This window comes from Pseudoalteromonas sp. NCCP-2140 (assembly GCF_023708065.1).
Classification (GTDB): Bacteria; Pseudomonadota; Gammaproteobacteria; order Enterobacterales; family Alteromonadaceae; genus Pseudoalteromonas.
The window spans coordinates 354391-369571 of the sequence record NZ_BRCZ01000001.1 but is presented as its reverse complement, the minus strand read 5'-3'; the positions used below and the strand labels follow the sequence as shown (position 1 = coordinate 369571).

Below are 15181 nucleotides of genomic sequence, written 5' to 3'. Positions count from 1 at the left end.
TTCTCTATTTGGCTGTTTTGAGAGAGTTTAACAGAACTCGTACGCGGTTTTTGCGATTTTGGTTATATGATTGCTGTTGATAACGTACTTCGATGATTATTTGCTCAAACTCACTTAAATATCCCTCTGTTCTAGGCTTTTGCTGTTTAATTAAAGCAATATTTTGTAGTGGCGTGTTGGTATCAACTGGCTCAATACCTTGCTTTTTTGCCCACAGATAAAGCTTAGTGATGTCATCAACCAGCGGCTCTCTACTTCGAATAGGGCGTTTGTTATATAAGAAATAGCCAGTAAAGCTCAGTAATAATGTACCTAACACAATTAAAGGTGTTAGCCATGCTGACTTATTACCAAACAGTGAATCAAATAGACTTTGTTGTGATTCTTGATCAAACGTAAGCACCCAGTTAGTCCATTTATAGTCGAGCTCTTCAAGGTGAATTCTAAGCCAGTTTATTGCTTTAAAATGGCTCCAGCGCTTTAGACCAAAGTTAAGATTGTCGTTAAAGCTTTCGTTTAAATCACCCAGTTGTGATAACGAACCGTTTAAACGCTCCGGGGCAACAACAGCGGTAGCATCAAATATGTGCCACTTTTCATCAAAGAACACCTCAACCCAAGCATGTGCATCATATTGGTAAATGTTCAGCGTAGCGGCTTTAGTTTGTTCTCCGCCTAAATAACCCGACACAACACGGGCGGGGTAACCGGCAACACGAAACATAAATGCAGCGGTGCTGGCATAGTGACCACAAAAGCCACGTTTGGTATCAAACACAAACTGGTCTAGCGTATTATCACCATACATGGGTGTAGGCGTTAATGTGTAAGCAAACTGCTGCTGATTAAAGTAATCAAGCAACGCGTTAAAGTAAGCTTGCGCATTTTCATGCTCAGCAGCCAACTGGTTTGCCAGTGCCGTTGTTTGTGGATTAGTTGTTTTAGGTAAGCGGGTGTATAAGCGTTTTTCAAAGTCATTTAGACTCAGCATAGCCTCACTACTGGTTACCGCGTATTTAATGTTTTTGTTTAAGTTACCTTTGCGCTTTAACAAACCATTGTAGGTTGAGTGCACATCAGAATTATCACTTTGCGCAAAGCCAAGTGCAAAAAGCCAATTAGAAGATGAGGGCTCTGCAATAACCTGATAATTAACGCTATTACTTTGAGTAATTGTACGGCGAATTGGATTAAATTGTTGAGACTTCAAAATGTCCGATATTAGCCATTCACTACCATTAAACTCATCATGAATAAGGCTGCGCCAGTAATAGGGGGCTTGTAAGGTTTGCCCTGGCTGTTGTTCTACCCGAAAAACTAAGTCATCTGACTCAGCTAATTTCGCAATAGAAAAGGGGTTAACTTGCTCTGATAACCCCGTTTTAGCAAGCTTTGGCCCCGGTAGCTGCCAAAACGCTGGAATTTTAGGTAAAAATAAAATCAAAAATGCCGCTATGGGTAAGGCTAGTAGTATGGTTTTAAAACTTTGTTTGTTAGCGGCCTTAAAGCTTTGCGGGCTAGTTAAATAGCCAAGTACCGCGAAGTTAACAATATAAAGTACACTGACTACCAAGGTTTCAAATAGCCCTTGGTGAAACAAATACACGGTTGAAAGGTTAAAAAACACCAGTAAACACACAGTTTGATACTGTTTAACGGTTTTCGCTTGTAGCAATTTAAAACTGCTAGCAAGTAGCATCATGGATACAAATAACTTGACCGTATCGCTCACACCAACCAGAACAAATAAGGCAACTAAGCAAACCGCAGCCAAAATATTCGCCACCAACCCATTTAGTTTTTTATAAAACTTACCTAAAAACAGGTTTAAAAAGCTAAGGCCAGCCAATATGGCTAAGAGTGGAGTAGGTACTTCAGTAAACAAAAAGCCACTGGTAACAATAAACAGCAGTGATAAAACAGTATTAATAAGCGGTGTATTCATAATTAAAACTCCGCTAATGCTTGCAAGCAGGATTTTTGATGGTTGACCCCTTGGCCTTTCGCTATGTGTTTATTGGGTAAGGTTAACGAAAACGCCATTTGTTGATCGGTTAATTGGTTCACCAAAAAACATAACTGGCTTAATCTATGCTCATTATTGCCACTCAACATATTGAAATTAAGTGCTAATTCCTGTGAGGCATCACTGGTAAATTCTTTCGTTAATAGCTGCTGAGTTTTAGCGTAGTGTTTCCACGATACCTTATTAATCGCTGTTCCTTGCACAAAAGGGGTAAGCTGGTAAAAGTCATCATTACCGGCTTTAACTTTTGCGTTATCGCCATCGTATACGTCATTGTCATGGAGCTGAGTATCAAGCTTTTCAGCGGCGATAGGTTGTGGGTAAACATAAACCGTATTTGTTGGCTCTATATAACTCCACACAGACACCAAACCAAATGGAAAGTGGCTAATGATTTTGATTCTATCAAAGCCATATGCACCACGTTCACAGCATTTTAGCGCTATTTCAACGGTCTTTTTCTCTTTACTTTGCAGTGACACAGTTTCAGATTCAAGGTTGTCATTAATCAGTTTTATAAGTTCACAGTATGATTGTGCTTGAATTTGAAAACGCGCAATAGGGGCTTTTGGCGCATAACTTTCGTTTACTGACTGGTATTTAACCGACAAACCTCTCACATTTTTATAGCCGGTGAGTATCGCAAAAACCAAAACAACCACCATTAAATACGCCATGGCTAAAATCAGGTTGTTTTGATAGTTAATGCCCATCACAAAGTTCAGTAATGCAATTAGTAAAAAATGCCCACCAAGTTTTGAGGGTAATACATAAATCGTTTTATGTTGAAGCTCAATTTCGTTAGTTTTATGCTTATTTTTTAATAGCTTATTAAAAATAGATTGACGAAATTGATCAATAAAAGCGGGGCGCTTAAACATATTTTATAAGCTTACAGGCACATGTTTAAGTGCATAGCCGCTGTCACCAGCGTTTAAGCCAAGCCTGTGATCAGTCACGCTAGGAAAAACAGCTTGTACATCTTCAGGCATTACAAAATCACGACCTTCAATATACGCCCATGATTTAGCAGCGCGGGCAAGCGCAATACTGGCTCTTGGTGATAGTGGGTTTACAAAATGGTTATCTTGGCGAGTAAACGCAACGAGCTCAAGGATATAATCAACCACCGAGTTGCTTATCGTTACTTTATTAATTTCTCTTTGAATAACAGCAAGTTGCTCAGGATTAACACGAACAGGCAAGTCGTCATAATTACGATTGTTTAGGCCTAAAATGAGGTTTTTCTCAGCTTGTTTATCAGGAAAGCCTAAACTAATACGCATGAAAAAGCGGTCTAATTGCGACTCTGGTAACGGATAAGTACCAGATTGATGTACTGGATTTTGCGTAGCAATCACAAAAAATGGTGATGGTAGGGCGTGTTTAACCGAATCTACCGTCACTTGTTTTTCTTCCATTGCTTCTAACAGTGCACTTTGTGTTTTAGGGCCTGCACGATTAATTTCATCTCCTAATACAACTTGGCTAAATACCGGACCTTGATGAAATGAAAAACTATGTTCTTTAGCATCAAAGATATTAGTACCAAGAATGTCAGAAGGTAATAAATCGCTAGTGAATTGAATACGTTGATATGACAAGCCAAGAACTGCGGCAAGTGCATGAGATAAAGTGGTTTTTCCCATGCCTGGTAAATCTTCAATTAACAGGTGGCCTTCACTAAATAAACACGTAAGGGCGAGTTTGATTTGTTGTTGCTTACCAAAAATGACCGTTGATAGGTCATCTATAATGAGTTGGATTGTCGAGTTCATAAACTACTTAATTTGTTATGGTTTCCATCAATTCTAGACGTTTCATAACAGAGTCGACTTTTTTTGCGTTGAATGGTTTGGCGATAAAACCTTTAGCACCTAATTCCCAGGTGTTTTGCACATTCTCAAGACTATTATGGCCAGAGCACATAACAACATGAGTATGAGGATGGCGGTCATTTAAGTATTCAAGAATTTCCGTACCGTCAGTGTTAGGTAGTTCAATATCAAGAAAGATTACGTTGGGCGACTTTTCTTCAATTACGGTTTTAGCTGATTCAAAATCTCGACTTTCTAAAATATCGTCAAAACCAAGACCAGTTAAAATTTGATTTAGATAGTCGCGGATATCTTGCATATCATCGATTATCAGAATAGGTTCTAACGGCTTCACAAATTCCATATCGTTTACATCTTATCGTTACATCTCAAGTTGATAGTTTTAATATAAGTCATGAGATAACTAAGCTCAAGAAACAAGCACTAATAAAATGAATAATATGATAAAACACCACCTTAATGTCCGATACCGTCTAGTATTGGACTTAACATGCACAGAGAATAGGTATAGCCATGTATAGACACTTTACTTCCTATAATTTATATTATGTTAAATAGTGTATTTATCTTTATAAGCAGGTTCATTAGTCGTTAGATTTTAAGGTTTTTTAGCCCCTTTTTTGCTTAATTTTGGTTTTCACGGTTTTATAGCTTTTTATGAACTGCTCATTTTTACTTTGTAAGTTTTCACCAAATTTACTTAATTCCAATAAGTCCACAACTGTGAATTCTACTAACCTAGATTTGAAATACCTTTCTTGTACGGCTTCCCAAAAATATAAAAGCAATTTTGTTTTCACTGCCTGTAACCGTTATGGCTTTAAGCTTATTAACTATGATTTATTTCTACAACAAGCTGTTCGTAATAACAAAAGCCACGTAGATGCCCTGCAAGCTCAAATTAGATAACTATACAATTTGGTTTAAGTAAGTTAGACAATGAATATCATTGGTAATGACTTAATCAAAATGAGTGTTCAACTGCTCTGTAAGAAATTACTATTTCTGAATGTAAAAATGATTTATTAATTTTAGACTTTCATGAATTGCCTGCTACTTTAATACGTAGCCAACTACGTACCATCCAATTGGCCAACATGCTAACAAACTATATGTTATTAGGTTTGCATTCCTTATTTAAGCTTAATGTCATTTTTACTAAGCCCTGTATCTGCAAGCATTTTCTTTGAAACTAAAAATTCAGACCACCATGAGACAAAATAAAAAGGAATAAGTAGGAATAGCCCCGCAAATAAAATCATCCAATGTAATTCAGATTCATAAGGGATTAACCAAGGTGCTTGCCACGTTACTGCTAACATTTTTCCGACAAATGTATCTATGCCATACGCTGCGCCACCACCCGTCAGCACTTGTATTAAAACAAGAATAAGCCAAGTTAAAGGAACCCCAACAATTGTAGATACTAAGTTTGAAACAAATGCCGTTTTTACCGATAGTCCTTTGGTTAAATCTAAACTCTTTTGAAGGTATATTGCTTCAATAGCAATTATTGGTAACAAAGAGATCGAATACACAGGCACTGCAAGCATAATCATAGGAAGTCCTGCGTTTGCTGATGCACCAAAAGAGATAATAGCGAGGGGCAATAAAAAGAGAAAAATTATTAATTTATTCAAAACTATCCTTAGTGTTCTGTTTTCCCATATAATTAACTTTTAATTTAACTTAATGTTATTTCCAAATCAAAGTCTACTCAAAGTATCTGTTTGTCCACTTAATTTAAGCTAGAAATTGGGTTTAGCTTCATAAGCGTTACTCAGTATTTATCCTGTAGTTTCGTTATATATTCACCATGTTTTCAATTACGCGCTTTATCTAAGTAATGTCTGTTTTCACTTTGACAACGGTGGTGATCGTGCAACTAATTTACACAACAATGAAAAGTAAGTTTATTGAGTTTACCTCGACGGTCATGCCCTACTCCTTGTACCCCTTGCTAACAGAACAGAAAAACTGGTCGAAATTATGTATCGCGGTTACATGCCGCTTACTGGCCCGTGGTCAGAATGTAGAATATCAAGGGAGGATAATCTATTGCTTACGCCTTGGGGAAAGGTTAAACCATCAGATGTGAACTGGTCCACCGTTAAAAATGGTCAGCTAAGAAATCAGAACAGATGTACCAGAACCTTAAAAAGCAAACATCAAAACATGATAGATATTTATTTGATCTTCAGAACCAATTGCTAGATATTATTGGTGAAATTTCTGAAAAGACAGGAAGTTAAATGTTTACTAAACAAAAAAGAACATTACATATTTACAGTGCCAAGTTTACCTTCACTCAGTTAATGGAGTACTTAAGTATCGTTGCTGTTTCGGAGAAACTTTTGAATGATGAATTTGGAAGTCCATTTTATTCTTCTATAGCTATTTATCTTAGAGAAAATGGTGAATATCGTTCACCTTCAATTGAAGATTTTATAAATGATCAACAAGCAATTGAGAAAATCAAGAAAGACAAAATCTTTAAGGTATACATTACATTAGGCGATATTTTCAAACTATCTTGTACTGAGAATTACTTTTCGATTGAGTATAGAGCTGAACATCACCAATCTACTCATTTAATCTCAAATGCTAAAGACATACTATCAATAAGGACAAAGAACACACTTCTTGAAATGTGCAATAGCAATTCTTTTGCTGCTCTTCTAGGTTCGTGTTTTGCTATATCTACAGTTGCTTATGCATATGATTATTTGTCAGATTATTCTTTTTATACAATTTTGATTTGTTTTTTATTTTTAAGTCTAGTTACATTTTCTAGGCAGAGTCACGTCAAAATTATAATGGAAAACTCTAAGGATGATTTTTTATTCCGAAACAAGGATGCGATTATAGTAGGTGTAATTTTCTATCTACTTGGTTTAATTACAACCCCTCTCATGTCATTTGGGCAATAAATTAAATACTTAACATCATAATTTAAAAGGGCTTTCGCCCTTTTTTAAAATTTATTTAATATAAATTTTAAAAAAGCCTCAGTAGAGCAACTATAAGAAACTAGAGCTAGAAATTCTTTCACTTCACCCAATTAAACGCCCTAGCAACCCCTAGCCCAATCTCATACACCACGACAAAACCTGCGCCGTAGAGGGTAGCCCAAACTGGGATGATAATAAAATCGAGGGTTGAGGTAGATGATGAAACAGCGACTTCTTGGTAATTTGTAAGCCAAGGATAAAAACCAAAGCAGTAAAGAATAACAATTGGGGCAGCAAACAGTATTAAACGCAGTTTTCGCTGTTTAAAAAATGGCATAAATGAGCTGCCTAGCATTAGTAATAAAGGCACGAATACGTAGATCACCGAGGTAAAATCATTGAGCGTCATGCCTAAGCCTATGGTTACTATCAGCATAAATAAAGCAGTAAAAATGCGGTAAGCGGCTGTAAAATTCATAGTCATTCCTTGTAATGTACCTACAACCACCCTAGCACGCTTATTTATAAATGGCTATTTTATAATACAATTTGCTTATTGCAGCTGATACTTTCTACAAAGTATTTATCATGGCTTACGAGTATAAATCCGCCTTTAAAGCCCAGTAATGACTGAGCTAAGAGCTGTTTTGATTCAAGGTCGAGATAATTATCGGGCTCATCGAGTAACAAAAATGCGGCGCTTTCAATATTACTGACGATACACATAGCGAGCTTCATTTTTTCACCGCCACTTAAAAGTGCGGCATATTTAAAAACAGCGTCTTTTCTAAAGCCAATACTGGCAAGTAGAGTACGTGCGATGCTTTCATCTAGGTTTTTACAGTAAGTCATCACGTTTTCAAGCAGGGTTAGCTCGTTGTTTATTAATGTAAAATGTTGGTCTAAATAATAGAGTGCTTGATTGCAATGTAACTGCCCTGCTTTTACTGGTATATCGTATGTCAGAGTTTTAAGTAAGGTTGATTTACCAGTGCCATTAGCGCCCGCTAAATGAATTTTATCATTACTGAAAACCTGTAAATTTAGCGGCTTTTGTGTCCCGTGTGCTAATACAACGCCCTCCAGGCTAAGTATTTTTTGGTGCTTAGCTTCATCTGATTGCGCTAAATAAAATTGCTGCGCTTTAGTTTGTTCAAGCTGGCTAGAGAGCTCATGTTTATTTCGAGTGAGTCCACCCTCTCGCTTAGCGCTATTTTTACTTTGTGATGATAAATTAGCGCTGGCTTTATCTTTTTTAGCATCAATCAGCACTTTAGGCTGGCTGCCTGATTTTCTTAGGGCTGTGCCCTGACCTGCACGTTTTTGTGTTTTTTGCTTTTGTAGTTGCTCTGCTGCCTTGAGCTTACTTTGCTGTTTAACAACGTGGTTTAATTTATTTTTAAGTGCAGCAACTTGCTGCTGCTTTTGAGTCTGGTACTCAGAAAAACACATACCATATTGTGTTAAGCCAAGGGTTGTTAGCTCCCAAACTTCATGAGCCTGCTCTAATAATTCTTGGTCGTGACTTATTAGTAATAATTGCCCTTTAAAGTTGTGTATTTGCTTTATAAGCCAGCTTTTACCTTTTGCATCTAGGTGGTTTGATGGCTCATCCAATATTAAAATATCGGGCTTTATGCAGGTAAATAGTGCCCAAAGCTTTAATTGGCTAAGCTGACCGCCACTTAAATGTTTGCTTAAGGAGTAAGGGGTTTTGTTGTTTACGCCAAGCCTTACAAGTTCTTCGTTAAAGCGCTCTGGTAAATCCCAATTACCCTCAAGCAAGGTTAAGTTTTGATCTGTAACTTGCCCTTGGTTTATAGCATCAAGGGCATAAAACACAGGCTCTAGCCCAATAGCCTCTGCAATAGTTTGGTTATCAGCTTGATTTACATCGTTCATTTGCTCATAAAAGCCGAGGGATGAATGACAAACAACCGTACCAGAGCTAGGCTCTTTTTGCTTAGCAAGTATTGACGCTAATATAGATTTACCGCAGCCGTTCTTACCAACTAACGCGGTGACTTTAGCAGTAAGTGAAAATGAAAGGTCGTTAAATACAACATCGCCATTGCCATGTTGATAACTTAAATTAAAAGCTTGAAGTTGTGGCATAGTGCCTCCCGTATTACAGGGGCATAAGCGTGTGATCACACGAGAAGTAATATAGTGTAAGTGATAGTGAGCAACGCCTACTAACCCTGTTGGTCCAAAAAGATAAAAATGAAATTGGATAACAGGTTTAGTTGTTCATGTTGGCGGTAACTCCTAAAAAGTGAGGCTAGATAATAACCACCCTGTGCTCAAATAGCAAAGAGTTATGATAGTCTTTAGCTACACACTGCTTAAAGGAATGTATTTTGAATTTAGTTAAAAGCCCTCTTGCCTCGCAAAACACAATTCAAGTTAAGGTGCAACTTGAACAAAGCAAACGTGTATTTGTTATTGGCGATTTAGATGCAGATTTAACTAAATTTGAACAAGCACTTTGCTCTGTTAATTTTAACCCACGCGAAGATATCTTGTTTTCACTGGGTGATGTGATTGACCGGGGTGAGCACAGCATTGCGTTACTTGCGCGTTTTAAAGAGCTTGGTGTTCATATGTGCCTTGGTAACCACGAGCATATGTTGCTTGAGTCTTTACTTGCAAAAGATAAAGGTTACTACCGTTTATGGGTTGAGAATGGCGGCCGCTGGCATCTAGAAGCAACCAATGAAGAGCTCGCGTTTGCCTGTAAGCAGCTACTTAACTGCCCACTTTCTTACTATGTTGAATACGGAAAATTAAGAATTGGTTTATCGCATACCACCTGTGCTGATTGGGATTGGCAAAATCCTACAGAAGATATACAACAAGCGATTGGCGCATTGCTTTGGGATAGAAGCTTAACCAAAGAGAAAAAACCGATAATAAACCCTAGTATCGACTTTTCTGTACATGGCCATAACACGACCAAAAAGCCCTATTGGCTTGGCAATAGTTACCATCTTGATACCAATTATCTCAGCGGTAAGCCCACCATTGTTGAGCTTAACACGCTGATCAAGCAGTTTTCATCAATGTAAACTTGCCAGTCGTTCGACCGTTTTCTCTTCAAGGTATTTTTTGTAGGTTAACCTTGCATGCCACAGTTGCTCATCGGTTTCTTGAATGTAGATGATAGGGCCGGCAATTTTGCTCGCTAAACTCGTAAGTTTACTGTATTCACGCGTATCAATTTTGCCATCGCTGAAGTAGCTTTGCGCGGTATTTAAAAACTGATCGTCTTTATAAATATCACTATGCCAAATAAGAGAGCGATACATACTAGCGGTTATTTCGGTTGGCTTATCGTTGGAACGAAAGATTTTAACTTCGGTGTAAATTGAATTACCGGTAATTACAATCCCTATTAACGACAGCGTCGTAAGAGTCATCATCCATTTCATGCTCTATTCCTCACAGTTAGGTACTAATTTAACTATAGGAGAGAAAGATGAATGTATGCTGTTTATTTAATCAATTAGGATTGGCAAAACTATTTTCTAGAGACTTAATTATTGTTTTTAGTCCCTAATTTACTGCTTTGGGGTAAAACATTAATTTGTGTATTAGGCTAAAAGGCCTAATACACAAGCATCTCACTAGTGAAGCGCTGCTGTAAACGGAATATTTTTACAGATTTCGGCTTCTGCGATGAGGATCTCTTCAAGGCGTGTATCAACATCTTGCTTATCGAAATACTCGTAGGCAAGTTCAACGAATAAGTTTTTATGTTTTTCTTCTGATTTTGCAATCGCGACATAAAACTCTTTTTCTTTGCCTGCTGGTAAAGCTTCTGCAACAAGAGAAAAGCGCTCGTGTCCGCGTGCTTCAATAACGCCTGCTACTAATAAACGGTCCATTAAAAATTCATCACGACCATTTCTAAATACCGCACGAATTTGTTTGATGTAAGGATCTTTTTGGTCATTACCAAGAGATACATCACGTTCCATTAATAGCTTTAAAACTTGCTTAAAGTGGATCATTTCTTCCAGTGCTAAGTCTGTCATGGCTCTAACAAGCTTACGACGGTCTGGGTAATGAGAAAGCATAGACATAGCCATACCAGAGGCTTTTTTCTCTGCTGCAGCATGATCTTGTAAAAAGGTATCGAAGTCAGCTAAGACACCTTCTGTCCATTCAAATGGCGTGTGGTATTTCAATTCAAACATGATAAGGAACAACTAAACTTATAATGGCGGCGATTTTAACGTATTTTACGTGTGATTATAACCAAGAGATTTATCAATTTTACCACTTCGGGTCGATGACACTTTATCGGGATGTTTTATATCATTCCACGCTGTGACCTTACCGCCTATATTAAGCTGTTTAAAGTTAATTGGCTGCTGAGTGTTTAAAAACTGCTGAAGTAATTGCGGGCTATTTGAGTCTGCTACATCCAGTGTTAATAACTGCTGTTCACGGCCTTTAAAATAATCTGCTACCTGCTGTTGATGACGGTTATAACACGTTGTTAAGTATTCATCAGATTCTAAATCTGCCAAGCTATACTGACCAAAAACATCGAGATAACAGCGCTTTAAATGGATATTAAAGCCACCGTCTGGGCGCATTAAATTAGTGTGCATACGTGTTAATAACTGCCTAATCGAAGGCAGCCACTTAGTTAAATTGCGTTCAAGGTTGATAAAACGGCTATTTGCAAAATGTTTATCAAGTAAGGCGTATTCGCTAAATACCGGGGTATCGGCAATAACGTCTGCGGTTATAATTGCTTGTTGGGTATAGGCTGTGTGGGCGGTTTTATATCCGAGTTGTAAAAAGCTGTTACAGATACTGGTTGTGCCGGTTCGTGGTAAACCGATTATAAATATTTTAGAGCTCATGGCACCTGATCAAATGCTAACCACAGCGACTTGTCGTTGACTGGGGTTAACCTTGGTAAATCATAATTGCGCAATTCTATAACAATTTTGTCGTGTAGGTGGGCGTTTTTAATAATTTCGCCGTTGTATTTATAAAAAAGCTCATCAAACTCACCGCTCTCACGCATTATTTTTAAGCCCTGATTCACTGCTTTGGCTATTTCTGGGTCGTTCTTATTAAAGAAAAAATAGATTGGGCTTTTATATTTAAGCATTATCTGAGGTAGTACCGCCAACGGCATTTGGTTTTTGAATACTGCATATTCGTCATTGATTTCGAGGATAGATCGAGGAAATAAATCGCCACGCCCCCTTTCAAGCATCACAAACAAAAACTCTAAATCTAACGAGGTAGAAACTACTAAGCCATTATCGCGCAATATTTTGGTATCTGGCCAATCCTGACCTTGTAAAAAATAGATACTTTTTAAATCATCTAAGGTTTTTAGCTGACTTAAGTGCGCTAGATTTTGCTCGTTAATGAACATAACTCGCCAACCAAACAAGCCTTTGAAAAGCGGCACGCGTATTGGTAATAAACGCTCTTCTCGCTCTTTATTGGTCATGGTCCAAGAAACATCAATGGTGCCTTTTTCGATTTCTTTTAAAACACGATTTTGCCCTAACACTTCTGCCGCAGGGGTAAGTGTATATCTATAACCACTTCTTTTTAAGGCTGTTTTAAGTAAAAGAAACGGGTAATAATTATCCTCAATGAGGCTTGGCATGGTTTTAGGATAAATAATATTGAGTGTTGCTGGAGGGATAGTTATTTCTTTTTTGCCATTGATTGTTTTTACTTCAGCTACGCCTGAAATCGAGAATAACAAAAGTAGTAAAGTAAAAACAACCTTCTGCATATTAGAATACCTGTGTAACTAATAACATCACGGCACTGATAAACATAGTTAAGAAAGTTAGCATCATCCCTAATACACGTAATTTCATCAGATTATCAGCGAGTGCATAACTATGACAAAAACGGCCAGCCAAGAGCATTGCCCCTAAAATATAGCAATAATGGCTTGGAAGACCTTGGTACTCTAATAAAAATAGCATAATCAATGAAAATGGCACATATTCAATAAAATTAGCGTGAGCACGTATTGCCGCTTGTAGGCTAGCATCGCCACCATCACCAAGTGAAATGCGCTTTGCTTTACGCAGTTTAATTACACGAAAGCTAAGTTGAATGTATAAAATGGCCAAAATGGCAGCAAACGTTGAAACAATCACAGTTTTTCCAATTTTTATTTAAAGTTAGACGCTTAGCACTGTTTATTGCTAGGCTGTTAAGTAAGTAGTTAGGTTAGCTCAGTATGATATTTAATGTCTAACAGTTCTTAAGGAAGTGCATGTTTACGCCAAGAAAAATCGCCGATAACTACCGCGAGATGATCAGTAGTATCGGTTTTTACCCTTCATTGCTCTCTGTGGTGTTTTTATTATTTGGTTTAATAACCACAGCGGTCGAGTATTCGTCATTATCTATGGAATTTAAAAAGCTCATTGGCGTGTTACTGGTAGATAGCGAAGAGAACGCCCGAACCATCCTCAGTACACTTGCAGGCAGCATTATCTCGCTAACGGTTTTTAGCTTTTCTATGGTTATGGTGGTGCTTAATAGTGCCAGTGCTAGCCTTTCGCCTCGTGTGTTACCTGGGCTTATTACCCGTAAGTCACACCAATTAGTGCTAGGGTTTTATCTTGGCAGTATTATCTACACCATATTAATGCTGATAAACATACGCACCATTGGCGATGGCGACATGGGTATTCCGTCGCTCGGTATCTTCTTTTCTTTGGTGTTTGGTTTAATTTCGCTGGGCTTTTTTGTGTTTTTTATTCACTCAATTTCAAAAGCCATTCAGGTCGATAATGTACTAAACGACTTGTTTAAAAATACCAAAAGCGAGCTTAAATGCATAATTGACATGCAACAAGAAAACCCTGTTGAACATTTTCCTGAGTTTGATGACTGGCATAGTGTTAAAAGTAAAACAGAAGGCTATTTTAAGGGCGCTCATACCGATAAATTGTGCGCCTTGTGCCAACAGCACGGTATTAAAATTTATATTTCAGTTAAGCAAGGTTTCTTTACGGTTAAAGGTTATCCGTTTTTAAAGTGTGATACTGACTTATCTGACAAACCAGAGCTGGTAGAGCAATTACTAGACTGCTTTATCTTTTATATCGAAGAGTATATTAGCGATCATTACCGCTACGGTATGACACAAATTTCAGAAATCGCTGTAAAAGCTATGAGCCCGGGTATTAACGATCCCGGTACTGCGGTAAAAGCCATTGATATGTTGAGTATATTGCTCATATTGCGTTTAGACATTTACGATGTGAACTACTCGCTTAAACGATGCCAGAACAATCAACCACACCTGTTTATACACGAAACGTCATTTGATGAACTACTGCATGATAACTTTACGCCAATTCGTAACTACGCAAAAAATGACGCCTATGTAATGGTGAATGTGTTAGAGGCATTTAAAAACATATTGTTTAGAGCATCTGATAACGAAAAAGCAACTGATAGCCTATTTGTTTATTTAGGGGCGATTATAGAAGATATAGGTACGCATATTAGTAATGAGTACGACCGTGAACAAATTACTAATATGCTAAAAGCGATAGCACGTATTTCAGAGCAGCAAGGTGAAAAATTGCTGGCAAGGTTTGCCAGCAATCAATAACTGAATTTAGTTTTCGATTAGATATACCGCATAGCTGCTTGCGCTAATCGTAAGCTCACCACCGTTGTATGCATCAGGTACATAGTTATCTGGTGCAGCTTCTGCCATAACCATTTTGCTGGCACGCATATAAGGTTGGCTACCTGTATCGAGAGGGCTACTTGATGCAGTATAAAGGCCTTTAAGTTCAACCCCATAGTCACTGGCAAATTCTTTTGCAGCAGCACGAGCATCTTTAATAGCAAGCTTTTGCGCTTTCTTTTGTAGCTCTTCGTATTTGCTTGATACAAACTGAGTTTGATTGATCTCATTAATACCCGAGTTCACTAGTTGCTGAAGCATAATCGGGTATTTTTTAATATCAGTTAACGTAACAGACAAACTACGCGTTACTCTGTAGCCTACAAAGTTTTGCTTACCTGTTTCGCGGTTATATTCTGTTTGTCGATGAATTGAGATATTAGAGGCATAAATGCCCTTTTCTTCTACACCTTGGCTTTTAGCAAGCTTAATTGCTTTCGCCATGGTTGCATCGGCTTTGTTCTTAGCGGCAATTAAATCTTTATCTACTTCAACAATACCGACTGTCAGTTTAACGTTATCTGGGATTGCTTTAACCGTTGCGTTACCTTGAATATAAATATGTGGCGCATCAGGTGTTGCTTCTGCTAACGCATTAAAACTTAGCGCGGCGGCCATAGCGGTAAAAACTAACTTTCGCATAATACTGTTCCTTAATTTA

The 15181-nt window shown here is 37.8% G+C and carries 16 protein-coding genes; 3 read left to right on the top strand and 13 right to left on the bottom strand.

Translation table 11 applies throughout. The features are described from left to right. Positions 1 to 4: 4 nt before the first annotated feature. From NFU46_RS01810 to NFU46_RS01790, 5 genes are all read right to left on the bottom strand, one after another. Positions 5 to 1945: a DUF3488 and transglutaminase-like domain-containing protein gene (locus NFU46_RS01810; protein WP_251599146.1), complete on the bottom strand. Its 1941-nt coding sequence runs from the start codon at positions 1943 to 1945 to the stop codon at positions 5 to 7. Positions 1946 to 1947: 2 nt separating this feature from the next. Continuing rightward, entirely contained in the window at positions 1948 to 2907 is a 960-nt protein-coding gene (locus tag NFU46_RS01805) for a DUF58 domain-containing protein (protein ID WP_251599143.1), read from the bottom strand. Between the two features lie 3 nt (positions 2908 to 2910). Then, a complete protein-coding gene (locus NFU46_RS01800) occupies positions 2911 to 3804 on the bottom strand; it encodes a MoxR family ATPase (protein ID WP_251599140.1) in 894 nt (297 codons plus the stop codon). Between the two features lie 7 nt (positions 3805 to 3811). Next, positions 3812 to 4207 (bottom strand): response regulator, encoded by a 396-nt coding sequence (locus NFU46_RS01795; protein WP_054553848.1) that lies wholly within the window; start codon positions 4205 to 4207, stop codon positions 3812 to 3814. A gap of 790 nt (positions 4208 to 4997) precedes the next feature. After that, on the bottom strand, positions 4998 to 5504 hold the full coding sequence (locus tag NFU46_RS01790) for a hypothetical protein (RefSeq protein ID WP_251599137.1): 507 nt from the start codon (positions 5502 to 5504) through the stop codon (positions 4998 to 5000). Positions 5505 to 6116: 612 nt separating this feature from the next. On the opposite strand from NFU46_RS01790, the gene NFU46_RS01785 reads away from it, so the two are divergent. After that, positions 6117 to 6794, top strand: coding sequence for a hypothetical protein (locus NFU46_RS01785; protein ID WP_251599134.1), 678 nt, complete (start codon positions 6117 to 6119; stop codon positions 6792 to 6794). Between the two features lie 118 nt (positions 6795 to 6912). Here the strand turns inward: NFU46_RS01785 and NFU46_RS01780 are convergent, their stop codons facing one another. Both NFU46_RS01780 and NFU46_RS01775 read right to left on the bottom strand, forming a co-directional pair. Further along, a complete protein-coding gene (locus NFU46_RS01780; protein WP_251599131.1) occupies positions 6913 to 7293 on the bottom strand; it encodes a hypothetical protein in 381 nt (126 codons plus the stop codon). A gap of 59 nt (positions 7294 to 7352) precedes the next feature. Beyond that, positions 7353 to 8930 (bottom strand): ATP-binding cassette domain-containing protein, encoded by a 1578-nt coding sequence (locus tag NFU46_RS01775; RefSeq protein ID WP_251599128.1) that lies wholly within the window; start codon positions 8928 to 8930, stop codon positions 7353 to 7355. Between the two features lie 245 nt (positions 8931 to 9175). Here NFU46_RS01775 and NFU46_RS01770 point away from each other — a divergent pair, with 245 nt between their 5' ends. Next, positions 9176 to 9883 carry a metallophosphoesterase gene (locus tag NFU46_RS01770; RefSeq protein ID WP_251599125.1) on the top strand — a complete coding sequence of 236 codons (708 nt, stop codon included), beginning with the start codon at positions 9176 to 9178 and terminating at the stop codon, positions 9881 to 9883. Here the strand turns inward: NFU46_RS01770 and NFU46_RS01765 are convergent. From NFU46_RS01765 to NFU46_RS01745, 5 genes are all read right to left on the bottom strand, one after another. Beyond that, positions 9875 to 10246 carry a hypothetical protein gene (locus NFU46_RS01765; RefSeq protein WP_055197077.1) on the bottom strand — a complete coding sequence of 124 codons (372 nt, stop codon included), beginning with the start codon at positions 10244 to 10246 and terminating at the stop codon, positions 9875 to 9877. The genes NFU46_RS01770 and NFU46_RS01765 overlap by 9 nt on opposite strands. Positions 10247 to 10441: 195 nt before the next feature. Beyond that, positions 10442 to 11014, bottom strand: a complete 573-nt coding sequence (locus NFU46_RS01760) for a tRNA-(ms[2]io[6]A)-hydroxylase (protein ID WP_054561468.1) — start codon at positions 11012 to 11014, stop codon at positions 10442 to 10444. A gap of 45 nt (positions 11015 to 11059) precedes the next feature. Further along, entirely contained in the window at positions 11060 to 11692 is a 633-nt protein-coding gene (locus NFU46_RS01755) for a sulfotransferase (RefSeq protein WP_251599122.1), read from the bottom strand. Continuing rightward, positions 11689 to 12591: an ABC transporter substrate-binding protein gene (locus NFU46_RS01750; RefSeq protein ID WP_251599119.1), complete on the bottom strand. Its 903-nt coding sequence runs from the start codon at positions 12589 to 12591 to the stop codon at positions 11689 to 11691. Before NFU46_RS01750 ends, NFU46_RS01755 begins: the two co-directional genes overlap by 4 nt. Position 12592: 1 nt before the next feature. Continuing rightward, positions 12593 to 12967, bottom strand: coding sequence for an MAPEG family protein (locus NFU46_RS01745; RefSeq protein ID WP_175078313.1), 375 nt, complete (start codon positions 12965 to 12967; stop codon positions 12593 to 12595). 119 nt (positions 12968 to 13086) lie between these two features. On the opposite strand from NFU46_RS01745, the gene NFU46_RS01740 reads away from it, so the two are divergent. Continuing rightward, positions 13087 to 14439, top strand: coding sequence for a DUF2254 domain-containing protein (locus NFU46_RS01740; protein WP_175078312.1), 1353 nt, complete (start codon positions 13087 to 13089; stop codon positions 14437 to 14439). 6 nt (positions 14440 to 14445) lie between these two features. Here NFU46_RS01740 and NFU46_RS01735 read toward each other — a convergent pair whose 3' ends face one another. Next, positions 14446 to 15162: an SIMPL domain-containing protein gene (locus NFU46_RS01735; RefSeq protein WP_062565358.1), complete on the bottom strand. Its 717-nt coding sequence runs from the start codon at positions 15160 to 15162 to the stop codon at positions 14446 to 14448. Positions 15163 to 15181: the final 19 nt, after the last annotated feature.

What these genes read in the sequence shown, in the direction of transcription:
- NFU46_RS01795 (WP_054553848.1), bottom strand. Translation starts at nt 4,207, where the DNA reads ATGGAATTTGTGAAGCCGTTAGAACCTATTCTGATAATCGATGATATG.
- NFU46_RS01750 (WP_251599119.1), bottom strand. Translation starts at nt 12,591, where the DNA reads ATGCAGAAGGTTGTTTTTACTTTACTACTTTTGTTATTCTCGATTTCA.
- NFU46_RS01780 (WP_251599131.1), bottom strand. Translation starts at nt 7,293, where the DNA reads ATGAATTTTACAGCCGCTTACCGCATTTTTACTGCTTTATTTATGCTG.
- NFU46_RS01785 (WP_251599134.1), top strand. Translation starts at nt 6,117, where the DNA reads ATGTTTACTAAACAAAAAAGAACATTACATATTTACAGTGCCAAGTTT.
- NFU46_RS01740 (WP_175078312.1), top strand. Translation starts at nt 13,087, where the DNA reads ATGTTTACGCCAAGAAAAATCGCCGATAACTACCGCGAGATGATCAGT.
- NFU46_RS01805 (WP_251599143.1), bottom strand. Translation starts at nt 2,907, where the DNA reads ATGTTTAAGCGCCCCGCTTTTATTGATCAATTTCGTCAATCTATTTTT.
- NFU46_RS01735 (WP_062565358.1), bottom strand. Translation starts at nt 15,162, where the DNA reads ATGCGAAAGTTAGTTTTTACCGCTATGGCCGCCGCGCTAAGTTTTAAT.
- NFU46_RS01800 (WP_251599140.1), bottom strand. Translation starts at nt 3,804, where the DNA reads ATGAACTCGACAATCCAACTCATTATAGATGACCTATCAACGGTCATT.
- NFU46_RS01775 (WP_251599128.1), bottom strand. Translation starts at nt 8,930, where the DNA reads ATGCCACAACTTCAAGCTTTTAATTTAAGTTATCAACATGGCAATGGC.
- NFU46_RS01810 (WP_251599146.1), bottom strand. Translation starts at nt 1,945, where the DNA reads ATGAATACACCGCTTATTAATACTGTTTTATCACTGCTGTTTATTGTT.
- NFU46_RS01765 (WP_055197077.1), bottom strand. Translation starts at nt 10,246, where the DNA reads ATGAAATGGATGATGACTCTTACGACGCTGTCGTTAATAGGGATTGTA.
- NFU46_RS01760 (WP_054561468.1), bottom strand. Translation starts at nt 11,014, where the DNA reads ATGTTTGAATTGAAATACCACACGCCATTTGAATGGACAGAAGGTGTC.
- NFU46_RS01755 (WP_251599122.1), bottom strand. Translation starts at nt 11,692, where the DNA reads ATGAGCTCTAAAATATTTATAATCGGTTTACCACGAACCGGCACAACC.